Origin of the sequence: Clostridium sp. Marseille-P7770 (genome assembly GCF_902143525.1) — a bacterium.
Taxonomy (GTDB): domain Bacteria; phylum Bacillota; class Clostridia; order Lachnospirales; family Lachnospiraceae; genus Pilosibacter.
This window is the reverse complement of sequence record NZ_CABFVC010000005.1, coordinates 1-15,407: the sequence shown is the minus strand read 5'-3', so window position 1 is coordinate 15,407 and position 15,407 is coordinate 1. Positions and strand designations below refer to the sequence as shown.

The 15,407-nt window shown below is 46.7% G+C and carries 18 protein-coding genes and 1 CRISPR repeat array (1 of these 19 running past the window's edge); of the genes, 15 read left to right on the top strand and 3 right to left on the bottom strand.

What is annotated here, in order from left to right; all coding sequences use genetic code 11:
• Nucleotides 1–179: direct repeats of the CRISPR family, unit length 38 nt; unit sequence GTAGAAATGGAGGTCGCCCCATTCAGGGCATTGACACA; it reaches 375 nt to the left of the window's first position.
• Nucleotides 180–432: 253 nt separating this feature from the next.
• The gene (locus FN001_RS12845; RefSeq protein ID WP_142412113.1) at nt 433–1,902 is read left to right on the top strand and encodes a hypothetical protein; all 1,470 of its coding nucleotides are present in this window, start codon (nt 433–435) and stop codon (nt 1,900–1,902) included.
• Between the two features lie 139 nt (nt 1,903–2,041).
• The gene (locus tag FN001_RS12840; RefSeq protein WP_142412112.1) at nt 2,042–3,541 is read left to right on the top strand and encodes a hypothetical protein; all 1,500 of its coding nucleotides are present in this window, start codon (nt 2,042–2,044) and stop codon (nt 3,539–3,541) included.
• A 273-nt stretch (nt 3,542–3,814) separates the two neighbouring features.
• Here the strand turns inward: FN001_RS12840 and FN001_RS12835 are convergent, their stop codons facing one another.
• The 3 genes from FN001_RS12835 to FN001_RS12825 form a co-directional block, all read right to left on the bottom strand.
• A complete protein-coding gene (locus FN001_RS12835; RefSeq protein ID WP_142412111.1) occupies nt 3,815–5,221 on the bottom strand; it encodes a recombinase family protein in 1,407 nt (468 codons plus the stop codon).
• Between the two features lie 281 nt (nt 5,222–5,502).
• Nucleotides 5,503–6,231 (bottom strand): hypothetical protein, encoded by a 729-nt coding sequence (locus FN001_RS12830; RefSeq protein ID WP_142412110.1) that lies wholly within the window; start codon nt 6,229–6,231, stop codon nt 5,503–5,505.
• Between the two features lie 225 nt (nt 6,232–6,456).
• A complete protein-coding gene (locus tag FN001_RS12825) occupies nt 6,457–6,906 on the bottom strand; it encodes a helix-turn-helix domain-containing protein (RefSeq protein WP_142412109.1) in 450 nt (149 codons plus the stop codon).
• A 144-nt stretch (nt 6,907–7,050) separates the two neighbouring features.
• Between FN001_RS12825 and FN001_RS12820 the strand changes: the two genes are divergently transcribed.
• The 13 genes from FN001_RS12820 to FN001_RS12780 form a co-directional block, all read left to right on the top strand.
• Nucleotides 7,051–7,428, top strand: a complete 378-nt coding sequence (locus tag FN001_RS12820) for a hypothetical protein (RefSeq protein WP_142412108.1) — start codon at nt 7,051–7,053, stop codon at nt 7,426–7,428.
• Nucleotides 7,429–7,835: 407 nt separating this feature from the next.
• On the top strand, nt 7,836–7,994 hold the full coding sequence (locus FN001_RS18155) for a phospholipase D-like domain-containing protein (protein WP_185911934.1): 159 nt from the start codon (nt 7,836–7,838) through the stop codon (nt 7,992–7,994).
• Nucleotide 7,995: 1 nt separating this feature from the next.
• A complete protein-coding gene (locus FN001_RS18150; RefSeq protein WP_185911933.1) occupies nt 7,996–8,154 on the top strand; it encodes a BOW99_gp33 family protein in 159 nt (52 codons plus the stop codon).
• 14 nt (nt 8,155–8,168) lie between these two features.
• Complete coding sequence (locus tag FN001_RS12815; protein ID WP_142412107.1) at nt 8,169–8,393, top strand: hypothetical protein; 225 nt, start codon at nt 8,169–8,171, stop codon at nt 8,391–8,393.
• Nucleotides 8,390–8,551: a hypothetical protein gene (locus tag FN001_RS18145; protein ID WP_185911932.1), complete on the top strand. Its 162-nt coding sequence runs from the start codon at nt 8,390–8,392 to the stop codon at nt 8,549–8,551. Before FN001_RS12815 ends, FN001_RS18145 begins: the two co-directional genes overlap by 4 nt.
• Nucleotides 8,530–8,802 (top strand): hypothetical protein, encoded by a 273-nt coding sequence (locus FN001_RS12810; RefSeq protein ID WP_142412106.1) that lies wholly within the window; start codon nt 8,530–8,532, stop codon nt 8,800–8,802. Before FN001_RS18145 ends, FN001_RS12810 begins: the two co-directional genes overlap by 22 nt.
• 142 nt (nt 8,803–8,944) lie before the next feature.
• The gene (locus FN001_RS12805) at nt 8,945–9,847 is read left to right on the top strand and encodes a rolling circle replication-associated protein (protein WP_185911931.1); all 903 of its coding nucleotides are present in this window, start codon (nt 8,945–8,947) and stop codon (nt 9,845–9,847) included.
• Complete coding sequence (locus FN001_RS12800) at nt 9,804–10,835, top strand: tyrosine-type recombinase/integrase (RefSeq protein ID WP_142412105.1); 1,032 nt, start codon at nt 9,804–9,806, stop codon at nt 10,833–10,835. The genes FN001_RS12805 and FN001_RS12800 overlap by 44 nt, the downstream gene beginning before the upstream one ends.
• A gap of 15 nt (nt 10,836–10,850) precedes the next feature.
• Entirely contained in the window at nt 10,851–11,174 is a 324-nt protein-coding gene (locus tag FN001_RS18140; RefSeq protein ID WP_185911930.1) for a hypothetical protein, read from the top strand.
• The gene (locus tag FN001_RS12795; protein ID WP_142412104.1) at nt 11,108–11,620 is read left to right on the top strand and encodes a hypothetical protein; all 513 of its coding nucleotides are present in this window, start codon (nt 11,108–11,110) and stop codon (nt 11,618–11,620) included. The genes FN001_RS18140 and FN001_RS12795 overlap by 67 nt, the downstream gene beginning before the upstream one ends.
• Nucleotides 11,607–12,179, top strand: coding sequence for a DUF7666 domain-containing protein (locus FN001_RS12790; protein ID WP_142412103.1), 573 nt, complete (start codon nt 11,607–11,609; stop codon nt 12,177–12,179). The genes FN001_RS12795 and FN001_RS12790 overlap by 14 nt, the downstream gene beginning before the upstream one ends.
• Nucleotides 12,180–14,276 carry a PcfJ domain-containing protein gene (locus FN001_RS12785; protein WP_142412102.1) on the top strand — a complete coding sequence of 699 codons (2,097 nt, stop codon included), beginning with the start codon at nt 12,180–12,182 and terminating at the stop codon, nt 14,274–14,276.
• Nucleotides 14,277–15,407, top strand: a 1,131-nt coding sequence (locus FN001_RS12780; protein ID WP_142412101.1) for a hypothetical protein, incomplete at its 3' end; no start/stop codon positions are given. It abuts the gene before it with no gap.

Genomic DNA, 15,407 nt, shown 5'->3' with positions numbered 1-15,407 from the left:
GAGGTCGCCCCATTCAGGGCATTGACACAACATACTGTTAGTGCTGCAAGAAGGACGAATATGACGGTAGAAATGGAGGTCGCCCCATTCAGGGCATTGACACAGGATATCTTCCTGAGTTCCTTTGAGTGTTCCAAGCCAGTAGAAATGAAGGTCGCCCCACTCAGGGCATAGTTGCCGGAGATGAACAGACCAGAGAACTTTCTTTTTGAACAAGAAAGTCCTCTGGTCTTTTTCTATTCGTAAGATTGCAAGTGTACAAAAATCGTGAACTGGCTATCGTAAAATAAAAACATAAAGACAGAGAGTTCAAAAGAGGATAACAGCAACATAAAATTTTCATACATTTTAAATCAACGGTTGAAGAAGTTTTTTGTTGTCTCTGTTAGAATAAAAGCAGGATCAAATTGAAAGCTCTGATGGATTCTGGCTGTGAAAGCAGGAGGCAGGGGAAGCGCTGACAAGCAGAAAGGAACGAGTATGTACGCAGACGATAAATATAAGATTGTCGGGACCATTTCTATTCCGGAGGAGAAACGGGAAGAGTTCAACAGGAATGTAGAAAAGGTTCTGGATGTGTTCGGGATCAGGCAGACGGAAAAGCGAATGGTCGGGGGCAGGGAGATCACGGTGTTAAAAAAGCCGGAGGCAGATGAAGATGGAATCGTAAGGTTTAATTATTCCATGTTCGAGAAGAGGGTCCGGGAAGGTGACAGTTATAACACGAAAACATGTCAACTGATCTGTCCGGACCGTGGATGGGATGAATTCGGCGTTGCCATGAACAGCATTTTGATCATGCAGGAAGCGTATTCGGAGACACCGTGTTTCCTGATGAGTGATGATACATTATGTCCGGTTGGAAGTTACGCTGCGATGATCGAGGACATGACTGGGGTAAAGCTGGACTTTCCTCACAGGGGAAGGATCCTGGATGTTCTGGCATTCCTGAAGCAGAGGGACGAGTACCGGGATGTGGATGAATATAAATTATGGAACAGGATATGGGATGATACGATCCCGTTTACGACGGACGATATCATAGAACTGTTACATGTAAAATTCATGCCCAGTGAGGAGAGACAGAAGAATCCGTTTTGTGGAACAAAAAGTGAGATTAAGGATGCAACCTTAGTTGATCTGGAAGATTACCTCGTAAAAGAAATCAAGGAATACCTGGCGGACGGATCCGATGAAGTGCTTCGGGATTTTTACAGGGAGCTGATCTCTTCGGAACTTCCGGAACGCCGGAAAATGGCAGAACAAGACGGAACATTCGGGATCATTGCCGAAATATCACTCCGTGCTCCATGTACCTACCTTGTTTCTGCATATGCGGAAGCGGCTGACATTCCTTTCTGGGAACTATGGTTTAGTCTTCAGACGAAGGGCTACCGGACAAAGACGAAAATGTACCATGATGATCTCAGCAATTCATCGGAACATAGAAAAAGAAGAGAGCTTTATCAGATATACCGGCGCGATAATGAAGATGAATTTCTGGAATTTGGAGCCGGACATCTCTCCAAAAAGCTTCTGGGACAGATCGCAGAGTGGAAAGAAGAGGTCCTGGAAATTCAGGTGCCGGAAGAGTTTGATGCGGAGCGTGCTGCTGGACAGATCCTGTGGGAGATGGAACATGTATGGAACTGTCGTTATGTGAGCGAAGAGGCAGTGGAGATCGTTCAGAAGAACAGGGATGATGTGCGTTGGCAGAAAGCATTGCTGGCGTTTCGGAAATATATGAATGCGTATCAGGAATATTTCCAGGAGCTGCCTCCGGAACTGGTAACGGAGCAGATCCTTGTCAGAGAGCGTGACTACTATTGCCGCACGATCATGGCTGCATTCTGGTCGCTCATGATGAATGAAACATTAAGGCAGGATACGTTCAGATTCTGAGAAAGGCGACGGCTGTTCACTGGATCTGCGGGTTTCATGTACGGACGGTGAAATCACAGGTAAGCAGAACGCACGTCAACAATGGCAGAAATTCGGCCTGTAACTATGGAAACGTGAACAGCTGCGAAAGGGTGAAAAAATGGGAACATTTATGGGTTATAAAGGAAGAATGGCGGTTCCGGACGATAAGAGGGAACTGTTTACAGAGCAGATGATGAAGGTGTTTTATTACGGCGGCATGATGTCGTTTGATGACGTGAAGCTGTATGGACATGAGATTTCTCTGCTCTGCCCGGTGAAAAAGACGTATGGAAAGGAAGTGCGTTTCCGTTACAATTACTTTCAGGACGATGCCTGGGAGACGGTGGAGTATGATGAAAAGGGAAATCGTCTGTGGTCAGGAAAGGTCGGCAGTAATGAATTTCTCGATGTGATGGCGGCGGCTTATATGCTGTATGAACTCTATTCGGATGAAGCGGGGGCGGCGATGGTCGATGGCGATATTCTTGATGGTGGAGAGGCGGTCGGATGGCTGAACCAGATCCTGAAAACGGAGTTTACGAGAGAAAAGCGCCTGGATCGGGTGTGGGAGCTGGGCGAAAAATTGGGACTGGAGTCTGCGGATGGCGATTACGATGCGCCTGATGTCCGGAAGATCATGGAGCTGATCCCCGAGGGACTTCGGTTTGCGGCGGGTGGAACAGACCTGGCTGATCTTATCTATATCGCCAATGGAACTGAATGTTTATGCGGAAAAGAGCCGGATGGAACGTATCCGGCGGAAGTTTATCACTGCAAGATGGCGCTCAGGAAGTATTTTGAGAAAAAAGGAGAGAGCGGGATCGATGATCTGTGGGCGCTTGTAAAGATGGAGCGGAAAGAGAGAGAGGCGGTGACGGATCCTGCATGGAAGGAGATCGCGGGATATACGGAGTTTCTTCCGGCAAGAGTAATCGTGTTTCTGACAGCGGAACTCATGGGGCGAGAATTCTGGAAAGAGTGGGCGAAACTGCGGGAACATGTTTATCATGATGAAACGCGGAAGGTTTATGCGGCACCGGAGATACTGAAGTTTCGGGAGAAAAAACGCAGGGAGCCGGCAGCGCCTTTGAGAACGAGCGATTTTCTGCGTCAGGATGGCTTTCTTGCTTTTTTTGATACTCAAAAGGAACTCAAGGGAAGGCCGAATTATTACATCAGCGATGCGGACCGCCTGTACTGGTGGGATGGATCCGATGAGGTGGAGATCCCGGAGGAGACGGACCAGTGGCTGAGGAAGCTCGGGGAACGGTATCGGAAGCTGCTGGAAGTGCAGGAAACGGAGCATGTGGACTTTTTGGAGTATTTTTTCGGGCTTCTCGAGCAGATCAATGAGTTTTACAAACGGGTATTTCCGTTTCAGGAGATGTTTTATGATTTTCTCCAGAATGGCAGCCGCAGGGAGTACCGGGCTGCATTGAAGCTTTTGGAAGAGCTGGATCAGGAAAACCGTGAGGATGGAAGGATCATAGAGAAATTGTCCGGGAGCTGGGATCTTAACAGTTATAATGTGACGCACAATGTAGGACGGATGCGGATGAAGCGGTATTTGGCGGTTCTGGCGAATCGGGGGCTGCGGGAGATGTATTTTGGGTTTTAGGAAAAAGGGGAGGAAGAGCGGCTGAAGGAGATATAGGAAGCCGTTGTGAAATGGCACCGGATTATGATATGGAGAAAATCCGGGGAGAGTAAAAAATAAAATAAGATGAAAAATGCACGTTTTGCATGCAGAGAGGATCTGGATGCAAGGCGTGCTTTTGGTGTATGTGCTTGGTGGGTGGTGTTGGCGAGAGTACGCGGTGAGCCTCCGGCCAGGAGTGCCGGGGATGCGGGGATGGTTCCTCTAAAGCAATAGACGATATTTACTCATAAATTAAAAACTCCAATAAATCTCAAAATCTCCGTTTGGATTGATTAGTATATGATCGATCAACAAGCGGACGAGGTTTCGCTTTTCGGTATCATCCAGTTCATCGATATTGGACATGGATAGAATATTTTTTATATTATCAGTATCTTTTCGATCAGCTGCAGCCTTTTCTATTTTGCGTGAAAGAGAATCTTTCTCCGAATAGAGAGCCTGTAGCTGATTTTCTATATCGCTTTCGTCAATCGAACTAAGCGAATATAATTTGATTGTGCGGCCAATCTGCTTTTGAATATTGTCCATTCGTTTGTTCAGAGTATCGATAAGAGATGAAGAATCCAGAGTAGAAGAGCTGGAAACTTGATCAAAATAAGCAGGATCTAGTTGCAAATGACGGACTTCATCCAAGACAGCGCTGTCGAGTGTCTCGACGCGTATGTTTGGAGATAAACATTTTTTAGTTCCATTACGCCAGCTATATGCACGATTATGACATTTATAATATTTATAGCGGTGCTTTGGGGTTCCGCAACAATGTGTAGAGTATGTGGATCCGCAGGAGGCACAATGGCACAGGCCAGACAGGAGATACTGTCCATAATGACCGGTCTGCAGTTTTTGATATTGTTCGGAAATTTCTGCAACCTTTTTTTGTGCTTCATTGAATGTGACTTCATCAATAAGAGGCTCATGAATTCCATCGATATATCCGGTAAGGGTCTTGATTTTACCGATATAGATGGGGTTTCGAAGAATCGTGGAAATTGTATTATTCCCAATTTTATAAGGTCCATACTTGGTAGTATATCCAGACATGGCCCGGGCAATAGCGGAATAAGAATATCCGCGGACGGACAAGTCAAAAATCCTCTTAACTTGTATGGCTTCATATTCATTTGGAACGAGGCAACCATTAACAAAATCGTAACCAATGGGAGTATTTCCACTACCGTGCCATTTTCCTTGCTTTGCCCGTCCTTCGCGCCCCATGGCCATTCGCTCTTTGATCTGTTCACGTTCCAACTGTGCAAATACACTCAGAATTCCAATCATGGCCCGCCCAAATGGGGTACTAGTATCAAAATTTTCCGACATAGAGATGAAATCAACATGGTTTGCGAGGAAAATATCCTCAATGATGTAGAGTGTGTCTTTCTGAGAACGTGATAACCGGTCCAGTTTGTATACCAGTACAGTATCAAAGCATTGACGTTTGCAATCATAAAACAGATCTTGAAGAGAGGGCCGGTTTATATTTCCGCCGGAGAATCCAGGATCTGTATATACTCTATAAATCCTCCAGGAATGAGCTTCACAATATTTCGTCAGTCTGTCGATCTGTTCTGCAATGGAGTGACCCTCAACTGCTTGCTCCTGTGTGGATACTCTAACATAGATAGCGACTTTTTTCATAAGAAACCTCCTAAAAATGGGTATAAAAAATACACCCTTGCCAGGATGCTCCAAAAATGATATAATTCAAACTATCTGATTAAGATATTATATCTTCTGGAGCAATCCAGCAAGAGAAAGGTCTTTGCAAAACCGTTCGGTACGCCAATACCGAGCGGTTTTTGCATTTTCAGGTTGTGATCATTTTGTTGATGCCAACAAAATGATGAGTTGCACCGGTGCAACCGGCACGAATTCTAATTTCTTAAAACCAAATTCCATACAACATTCTTCGTAAACACTTACGGCACAGGGTGATCCTCAAGTGCATCATGTTCTGAATTAGTCAATCCATAGATGAAAATCTGACAATATCCATACAAACTGTCCTCATTGATTTTCCATCCAAAGGGAACTTCACGGACGGTGATTTCTTCCCCGAGGGTATAGACAAAAGTCTTTTTATGCGGAATATCAACCACCCAGAATTCGGAAGCTGTTTTTGAGTAAAGTTTAGCTTTTTGGATATAATCGTCATTTGTAAAAAACTTAGACCTGTAGTCTATGACAATTTCTGAGTGTGGGCGTCCATTTCCATAAAGGATATCTTTGTTTAGAACAGCAATTTCCTGATTCAGTTGATTGACCGTTGATAAAGATTGACGGATTTCCTGATTCAAATCTTGAATTTCAGCTTTTAAAACAGAGTTTTCTCTGTTGGAATTAAAGAGTCTCTGTTCCAACTCTTCTAAGTGGGCCTTTTGATGACCGAACATTTCTTTATAAGATCCTTTTAGGTAGATATAAGAAACAATTCCCCATCCTATCGCGGCTTCAATCGAGGAAACTCCTCCGCGAATGGATGCATCAAAAACAAAATAAAAGAACCCAATCACTGAATTTGCAATGCATATTTTCCAAATGTGCCATGATGGAATCTTTTCAAAGAAGGTTTTAAGTAAAAAAGGAATAGTCATATACACTACCAAAGAATATGAGAATTCCATAAAATTTTTCACAAAGCTTTGCAATATGATCCCCCTTTATTTAGAATTCCCAGCATTTCCCAGAAAATCAGAGCTGATCAGCCGCTATAATAGGATGGCACCCGCATGTTGCCATGATACGAAAGTATATATACCATCGAAACAGGAGGATCTATGCCATCTATTATAGAGAAAACTGTACGTTGTACATAAACCGTAACTTTCGTGGAAAGCTGGTTCTGATCATACTGAAATGATGAAACGCGGGTGTCAGCCAGTTTTTCCGGGATGAACCGGCGGATACTGGGTTTCCAGTTCCTCCGGGGTGTCCGGGATATCGGAGAACAGATCTCCATGTGAATAATCAACTGCTTCTTCAGCAATTTCCAACATAAAACGTACCACAGCATCTCGTTCAGACTGTTTGAGTTTGAGATATTTCTCAAGGAATATTCGTTCCAGACCTGTCACATTATATTTTCTGGCGAAGGCATCCAGTTCGTTGTCCGGATCCGGAAGGAACATATCACCGGCGCCGGTTCGGAGCCAATCTTCGTTTACCCCAAACTTTGTACATATTAAAGAAATTACAGCATCACTAGGAGATCGTTTCCCGGTTTCATAACCGGCAATATTATTGCGTGCGACTCCAAGCTTATCAGCAAATCCCTGTTGCGTTAGATTCAGATATTTTCTTATTTCTTTTATACGTTCGTGCATTGAATTTTCTCACCTCCCTTGAAGCTAATATAACATCAAATTGTGGCATAGTCAATAAAAAGTTGCAATGCCACAAAAATATGCTTGACATACGGTGCATAGCCACATATAATAGTGGCATAGAAACAAGAAAGGAGCGGAGAGATGGACAAGAAAATGGAAGTAAAAGCAGAGTCCTTTGCGAAAGAGGTGCGAGAAGTACACCTGGTATATCTTAATCAGATGATCAAGGATATTGCAGTGAACAAATACATCGTACGGATACCGAATATGCCATGGACAGAAGAGTTTGAACGATCAGAACAGGAGGTGGCTCTGGGAACCCTGATTTTGTCAATCAATACATTGAGCAAGGAAGTGGATCTGACGGATGAAGAAAAAGAGCATCTGATTATGACAACGGATCAGCTTGATCGTTACCGTCAGACCCACCCAATGGTTCAAAACTTTAGCCCTTCAGCAGCAGAACGTCACAGACGTAGGGGTGTATTTGAAGAATTAAAGAGCCGATGGAGCAGATGAGAGAGAGCCAGGCAATGACACGGGTCCAGAATCCTTTTTTCAGAATGTCGGTATGCTCATCATTCACAGCATGGCCGTGTTCGGAGAGAAACAAATGAAAGCAGGTTTCATACATTGGCTTGCATTTCGAAGTAATATGATATGACTTCCAGTAAGATTTTAAATTCTGTTCTGGGGTTATGATAAGAATTTCTTGATGAAGGAGTTCCTGAACAGCATTTTCGAATCGATTGCATTCCTTGCAAGCCATTTGATTTGACAGATCTTCAACACTGATAAAAGGATTCTGCTCAACCCTTTTAATAATATCATATTGGAAATTGGACAGCATGATGATTCCTCCTTTAGGGTGATGGTTCTCATTATATAGGAAAAGAACAACAAGGACAATAGAAAGGAGCGGTTCTATGACAGACACAACAACAATGGAAAACAAAAAACAGTCTGTGGATAAGGCAATGCATGTTTTAAGAACACTGCCGGAGAGTAAACGTGCACTGGCGATCGCGTACATGGCCGGGATGGAGATGCGCGGGATCCTGGATAAGGAAGAGAAGGGGGCATAACATGAAGATAAAAAATGTCATGCTCGATGGGACTGTAAGAGACAGCATGGAAGGCGTGATCATCCCGCCAGATCATCCGGTGTATAAAGCGCTGATGAGAGTGCTTATAGAAAAGCGGGATAAAGTGTCGTTCAAAGATAAGGAAAGTGCGGCAGGATAAGGAGAGGGTAAACCATGACGAGAAAAGAAATAGAGATGCAGGCCAGGATCAATGCCATGGCTAAGCTGCTTTCAGAGATCCAGGAGCTTGCGAAAGAGATCGATACGTGGGATCGCGTGAAAACCGGAGGAGCCGTGGGAGAGATCAAGTATCTGAGTAGGGAGAATACGATAGCATACCGGTATCAGATGGAACTCAGCCGCCTGTATGACATCGAGTGGGAGAAAGAGAAGAAATGACCGGATACAAGTGTGATAAATGCGGAACACGGATTTACGTGGACGCGGGTGAAGAGCGGATCTGTGACACCTGCGCGTTAAAGATCCGGATCCAGAAGGCAGAACAGGAAAAATACTGTGAAAGGTGGAGGAAAACATGGGGAAATGCTATTGCGTGATCGTAGAAACCGGAAAAGGCCGCTTTGAGCGGGCAAGAGAGCGGAGAAACCGCCGCCGGATCCGTGCCCTCCTGGCAGCAGGAGGGACACTGCTCCGGTATGCGGTGGTCATGTGCATCCTGATGATGATGGCGCTGGGGATCGGGGTCACGATCCTAGCTGCGACGAAACGACCGGATTTCAGCGTGGTCGGCGCGGTGATGATCACATTCGTGATCTCCGGACCGATCGCGGAGGCACTCATGGAATAAAAAAAGGAGCCGCGGGAACGGCTCCAGGGTGCATGTGCTGCACAAAAATAACTCTTAACTCAGTGTAGCACAGAAGCCCCGAAAAAGCAAGAATTTATCAGTCTTTTCGGACTTGATAAAGGGACTAACTTTAGGAGCATTTATGTTTGAACACATTGAGTATAAGGCAGGGGCAACAAAGGAGATCATCAACTGCTATCCGAAGGGATACCGGAAGGGGGCAGACAGGGAGATCCCCATCCGGAAGAAGACGAAGGAAGAGATCAGGGAAGCAAACCGGAGGCAGGCAACGAGAGAACTGGAACGATTGATGAATGCGAATTTCCGACCTGGTGATCTCCATGTGGTCCTGACGTATCGGAAAGAGATCCGGCCGTCTCCGGAGAAAGCACGGAAAGAACTGAAGAACTTCCTGGATCGGATGCGGGGACGGTATCGGAAGCACGGGCAGGAACTCAAATACATCGTTGCGACAGAATATCTGGCAAAGCACATCCATCATCATCTGGTGATCAACAATATCAATACCGGGACAGAGACAACGGCCGACATGATCCGGAAGCTCTGGACGGAGCGGCGGGGGAAGGACGGGATCCGCGGGAATCCGAAGTTTGTCCAACTCTACGATACCGGAGAGTACAGTCAGCTGGCAGATTACCTCATCAAAGAGACGGACCGGACATTCCGGAGGGAGGACAGTGCTGTGGGTCAGCGGTACTCCTGTTCCCGGAATCTTGTGCGGCCGGAGAAGAAGGTGACCGAACGGCCGGCGAAGAAATGGCGGCGGGATCCGAAACCGCATAAGGGGTATTACATATTGCCGGAGAGCGTATATAACGGCAGGGATATCTTCGGGTATCCATATCAGAGGTACGTGATGGTCAAACTGAATCCCAGCGAGAAAGACTGGGAAAGAAAATGCCCTCCTTCGGGGATGTCACAGGCAACCCGTTCACATAGCACCAGCCACCGGCCGCGTGCCGGTGGAGAAAGGAGCGGACATGAAAAAGAGCATGAACAGTCTCGTAAACGAGATTACAGATAATATTATTCAGCTGACCGGATATGAGAAAGCAGTCGATATCCAGTCGATCCTGTACATGAATCTGTCTGGCTACACGTTGGAAGAAGAGTGTACGGAACTCAGTGCATCCGGGGATGAGCTTGCCGAGGCGGTTGAGTGTTGGTGCATGGAACTGCGGTTGCAGGGATGCACGGAGAAAACGATGAGATCCTATGCGTACAACCTGAAAAAGTTTCTCGTTGATGTTCCGAAATCACTCGGGGACATCCAGGAGAAAGATATCAAGACGCATCTTGCCAGAGGAAAACTCGGAAAGCAGCGTGGGAAACCCATAAAGCCATGGTCGGATGCGACATATAATCTCCGTCTCCGCGTACTCCGGAGTTTTTTCGGCTATTGCTACGAGAATGATCTGATCGCAGAGAACCCGTGTAAGAAGATCAAGGACACAAAGACTGCGCATGTGATGCAGTCGGTTCTGACTCCGGAACAGAGAGAACTGGTCCGGAGTGCCTGCCGGACAGAACGGGAGATTGCCCTTGTAGATCTTCTGTACAGTTCCGGGATCCGTGTATCAGAGCTTGTAGCACTGAAACGGCAGGATATAGATTTCCGTAGCAGGAGAGCGAGATGTTACGGAAAAGGACGGAAAGAACGCGAGATCATGTTCTCGGCGGAGTGCGGTGTCCACCTGGCACGGTATCTTGCAGAAAGGACCGATTTCGAGGAGGCATTGTTTGTAAGCGCTCATGCTCCGCATAAGCGCATGTCTGCCTACGGGATCCGGGCGCTCTTGCGGACCATCAAAGCGCGCGATCCGCACCTGGGGAACGTCAAGTTGACTCCGCATGTGTACCGCAGGACACGGGGAACGGACCTCATCAACCGCGGAATGCCGGCGGAACTGATCGCCCAGAAGTTCGGACATCAGAATGTGCAGACACTGCTAACCTGTTATGCATCGATCAGCAAAAAGACCGTGTGGGATGCAGAAGAAAAATATGGATAAAGAGAAGGAGATAGCATGAAAGGGTATTACCAGAAAAAGATCCGGACTCTTGAGCGGGCGCTGGAGAAAGCACTTCGGGAAGTACAGAGGGAGCGGTCCGCAAGGGAAGAAGCGAGCAGATACATCTATGCGCTGATCAATCGCATGGGTGGACATGCTGCGGTGCATATTAGGGATTTGCAGCGCCAGAACGGGCGCGTCATGTGCAGAGTGAACCGGACAGAAGGGCTTGTCCGGATGAGTATCCAGTATGAAGGAAAGGAGAATAAGAGATGTTTGAAAAATTCGGAGAATTTGATTCCTATGAGGAGATCAACCGCGTGGCGGCCGCGCAGTTAGAGGAAGGTGACGAGGAAGCCATCTATGCGATCGCGGAAGAGAACGGGATCGATAGAGAGGATGCAGAAGAATACATCGATGGTGACGCGGTGGAGCTTGTGACTGCGCTTATGGCGGCAAACGGGAAACTGAAGGTCGAGACGGCAGAGCTGCAGCCCAAAGAGATTATGGTGGACTGGCTGAACTATATCCAGATCCAGTGCGTTGAAGATCCGGAGATGTGCTTGGCAGTGAGAAAGAAGGGCAAAAGCCTGAAGGAGTGTATCGGGAAGCTTGTGAAGTGGTCACTGGATCATGCCGAGAACGTGGATAAGGACATCATCAAGGCAGCAGGACTGCCAGAGTGGGCGCAGAAAGGCTGTAAACTTGGAATCCCGGGCATGGGGACGGCAAAGCAGCTGATTAAAGAATATTATCTGGGAGGTGGAGAGGATGCTGGTGTATAAGGCAACAAAGGCTGACATGGCCTGTACGATGGGGCACGGAACCTTCCAGTATGAGCTTGGGATTCCAGCCCATGCGGATAGCACGAAGTGCGGGAACCGCGGCCTCCACGCATGTGAGTACGTCCTGGATTGCCTCAGGTACTATAGCCTGGATGACCGAATCTTTAAAGCGGAGGCAGAGGGACCGATAGACGAGGATGGGACAAACTCGAGAATCGCATGTGAGCAGCTGACACTTACTCAGGAACTGACACGCCGGGATATCGTGAAAGAAGCGATAAAGTATATGGTCCGCCATCCGGAACGGGACTGGAAGATGGATATGTATCGCGTAAAAGCCCAGAAAGACAAGGCAGAGGGAAATGGTGACGGGATCGTGATCGCCAGGGGAAAGAAACCGATGGCACGAGGAAAGAAGGGGGATATCCTGGCACTCATCATGGAGACAAAGCCGGGCTGGTTCCAGGTGGCAGCTCTCGGTGAGATCGATGGCGAGAACGGAAAAGAAGGAATCTGGTATAGTGTGCTGCCAGATGGACGTACTGTGGAGGTGGTGTAGATGAAAATCAAACAGGGACAAGCAGTGCCGATCCCGAAGTGTGACAGAGATGGTTGGCGGGTCATTGCGGCGCGGACACCGGATCTTCTGGTACTGGATTGCTTCATAGATCAGGACTATAAAGGCCGCTATCTCATGAACGTTATGACGAAAGAATATGGATTGCTTCGGGATGGAAGTTATTCGGCAGAGAAATTGGTTCGGGTATTTAGTCGAGATACTTGGCGATGGTACACGGATTATAGGAACATAATGAGCACCGAGAGTGATAGAGATATTATCAGATCAGCACTGGGAATTAAAAAAACGCAGTATGACGATGATGTCCTGTTTAAAATCTGTGATCTGGAGGAGAATTATCTCAGAGACAGAAATTGGGCGAAAGAGGACCGCCGCCAGGAACGTCTTAGAAAGCTCATGTCCACTGTTCCAGAACTTCCGAAAAATTTCCGCGCATGGGCAGCAGAAATTGTTTGGAAAGATCCATATCCAACATATAAACGGGAAGATGGAAAATATCGGTGCCCTGCCTGCAATGCGGAGTTAGAGATAAAAAAAGATGGAAAGAACCTTTGCCATAATTCGGTATTTACCTGCGCTAGCTGTGGGAAAAATTTAATTTTGAAGCGTCGAGGGAAACGAACCATGGAGTGGAATCAGGTGACACTGATCCAGGAGACAATAGAAGGACAGGCTGTGTACCGCCAGTTTGATATTCAGTCCAATTTTAATGAGCGGGGGTATGAAATTCATTTGTCCGAAGCATTCCGGATATTCATTGAAAAAGCCAAACCGCTCGGAAAGAGCGGACTACAGATTTACTATAATCAGCATAGTAAATACTCCGATTATGAAGAATTTGACAGGAGAGATCCGGCAAACAAGAGAGTTGGTGTGTGCTATTTATACCCGGAAGGGAGTGAGGCACTGGAAAAGACGGATTTTAAAAAGCTGGCAAGGCTATTTGGACAGATGGCAGCAGCAGGGACACAGGCAGATTACAATGGAATTATGATTGCACGAAATGATTCAGATGTCATTGGGATGATAGAATATCTGTTTAAAGGTCGATTTTACAAGCTGGTGACTCAAGTGACTGAGCGTATCAGTATCAATGGTGGGTACTATGGAAAATTAAATCCGTCCGGAGCTACGATTGAGCAGGTTATGGGATTGGAAGATCGGCAGAAAATTAACCGTCTAAGGGAAATGAATGGCGGAAAAATCGAACTGGAATGGCTCAGATGGGCGGAAAAATCCGGGAAGAAACTTTCAGAGAAATTTATGGCTTTTGTGTCAGCAGAAGATCTTGGAATCGTGTATACATATTTCATCAAGGATCAAATGACGCCAGAGCAGATCATGAATTATGTACTTAAGCAGCGAGAAATAAGCTACAAAGGAAAATCTGCGAAATCAATCCTGAATCAGTGGGAAGACTACCTGTCTATGAGTAAGAGGCTTGGCAAAGACATCACGGATGAGATGGTTTACCGGCCGCGTGAGCTGAAACGCCGCCACAACGAGGCTGTAGAAGCCATCAGGCGTATTGAGATGATCGAAGCAATGAAACGTGATGCTGAGATGAAGGAGCGTCGTGCACGGGAACTTAGGGAGAAGTATCCGGGTGCAGAGGAAATACTGGAGGAGATTGCACCACGGTATGAGTATGAGAACACCGAGTACAAGATCATCGTTCCGCAGCACCTCCCCGACATTATGTCAGAGGGAAATGCACTGCATCACTGTGTAGGAAGTACAGATCGATATTTCGAACGCATTCGGGATCAGGAAACATATATCTGTTTCCTACGCCGCCAAGAAGAGCCGGATGTGCCATTTTATACGATCGAAGTGGAGCCGGGCGGCACGATCCGCCAGCACAGAGGAATGTACGACGAGGAGCCAAACATTGAGGAGATTCGGGGATTTCTTCGGGAATGGCAACGAGAACTTAAGAAACGCCTGCGTAACAAAGACTGGCAACTGGCGGCAGCGAGCAAGATCAAGAGGGAAAGAAACCTGGAAGAACTTAGAAAGGCTAATAACGAGAGAGTCCTGAAGGGACTCGCAGAAGATTTTATGGAGGCAGTATAAATGGGATTGATTGTACAGGAGAACGGAGATGTAAAGAAAACGGTAACTTACCGGGAATTAAAAGTTGCAATGGACTCCGAGATGAGCAAAGCAGCAGAGAGTTTTGTTAGAATCGGATATCTTTTTAAAATGGCCCGCGATACTGATGTACTTCAGGGATCAGGCTATGCTACATATTTGGAATTCGCTGAAAAAGAGTACAACATGGATAAGTCCAGGGTATCTCGATTCATTAACATCCATTCAAAATTTGCGGATCCCGAAGATCCGACAAAACTTTGCAAGCAGTATCAGGGATTTGGATATGCAAAACTGGTACTCATGCTGGACATTCCGGACACGATTATTGAGGAGCTGACGCCGACTTTCAGCAAAACCGAGATCCAGGCAGTGAGAGAAGAGCTGGATGCAGAAAGTAAAGTGTCTGACCTGGAAATTATTGCGGAACAGGCAGAGACTACAAAGGAGACCGATGGGCAGCAGGAACCGGACATTCTGCACCAGGTAGTGGATCAGCTCCTAGAAGGTGATCTGTATATGCGCATCAAGATCCGTCAGGCGTTGAAATCCAACAGGAAGGAAGCATTGATCCAGGAGATCATGGCTCCGGCCGGTGAAGCAATGCACTCTATACGGATCAAAGGAGTAGGAAGATTGATGTTGTCAATCAAGGGATTGGACACAGAAATCGCAGTGATCAACGTCCGGAGCGACAGTAAGGAAAAGTATTCCTGGGACGCACTGATCCAGGCGGTAGAGGAGTATTGTTCCAGCCACGCGGATCCGGAGCCGGAGAAAAAACCTGAAGTTGCACCGGTGCAACCGACAGAAGAGCCGGAGAAGAAGAAAGAACGGAAAGTATCCAAAGTGACGAAGGCCAGAGAACCAGAAAAACTGCCAAGCCGCTCAAAGCAGGGACCGCAAGAGGAGACAGCGCCAGAAACACCAAAAACGTCGGCAAAGCTCCATGACACCGCACCTACTGGAATTATGGAGCATGTGAGGGCTGAGGAGGAAAAACGGCAGCAGGAGTCAGTACAGACAGCAGAAAATCAGCTGGAAGGACAGATGGAAATTGCTCAATTCCCAGAATATCTTCCGTCCAACTATATCAAATGTCACGATGGCAGT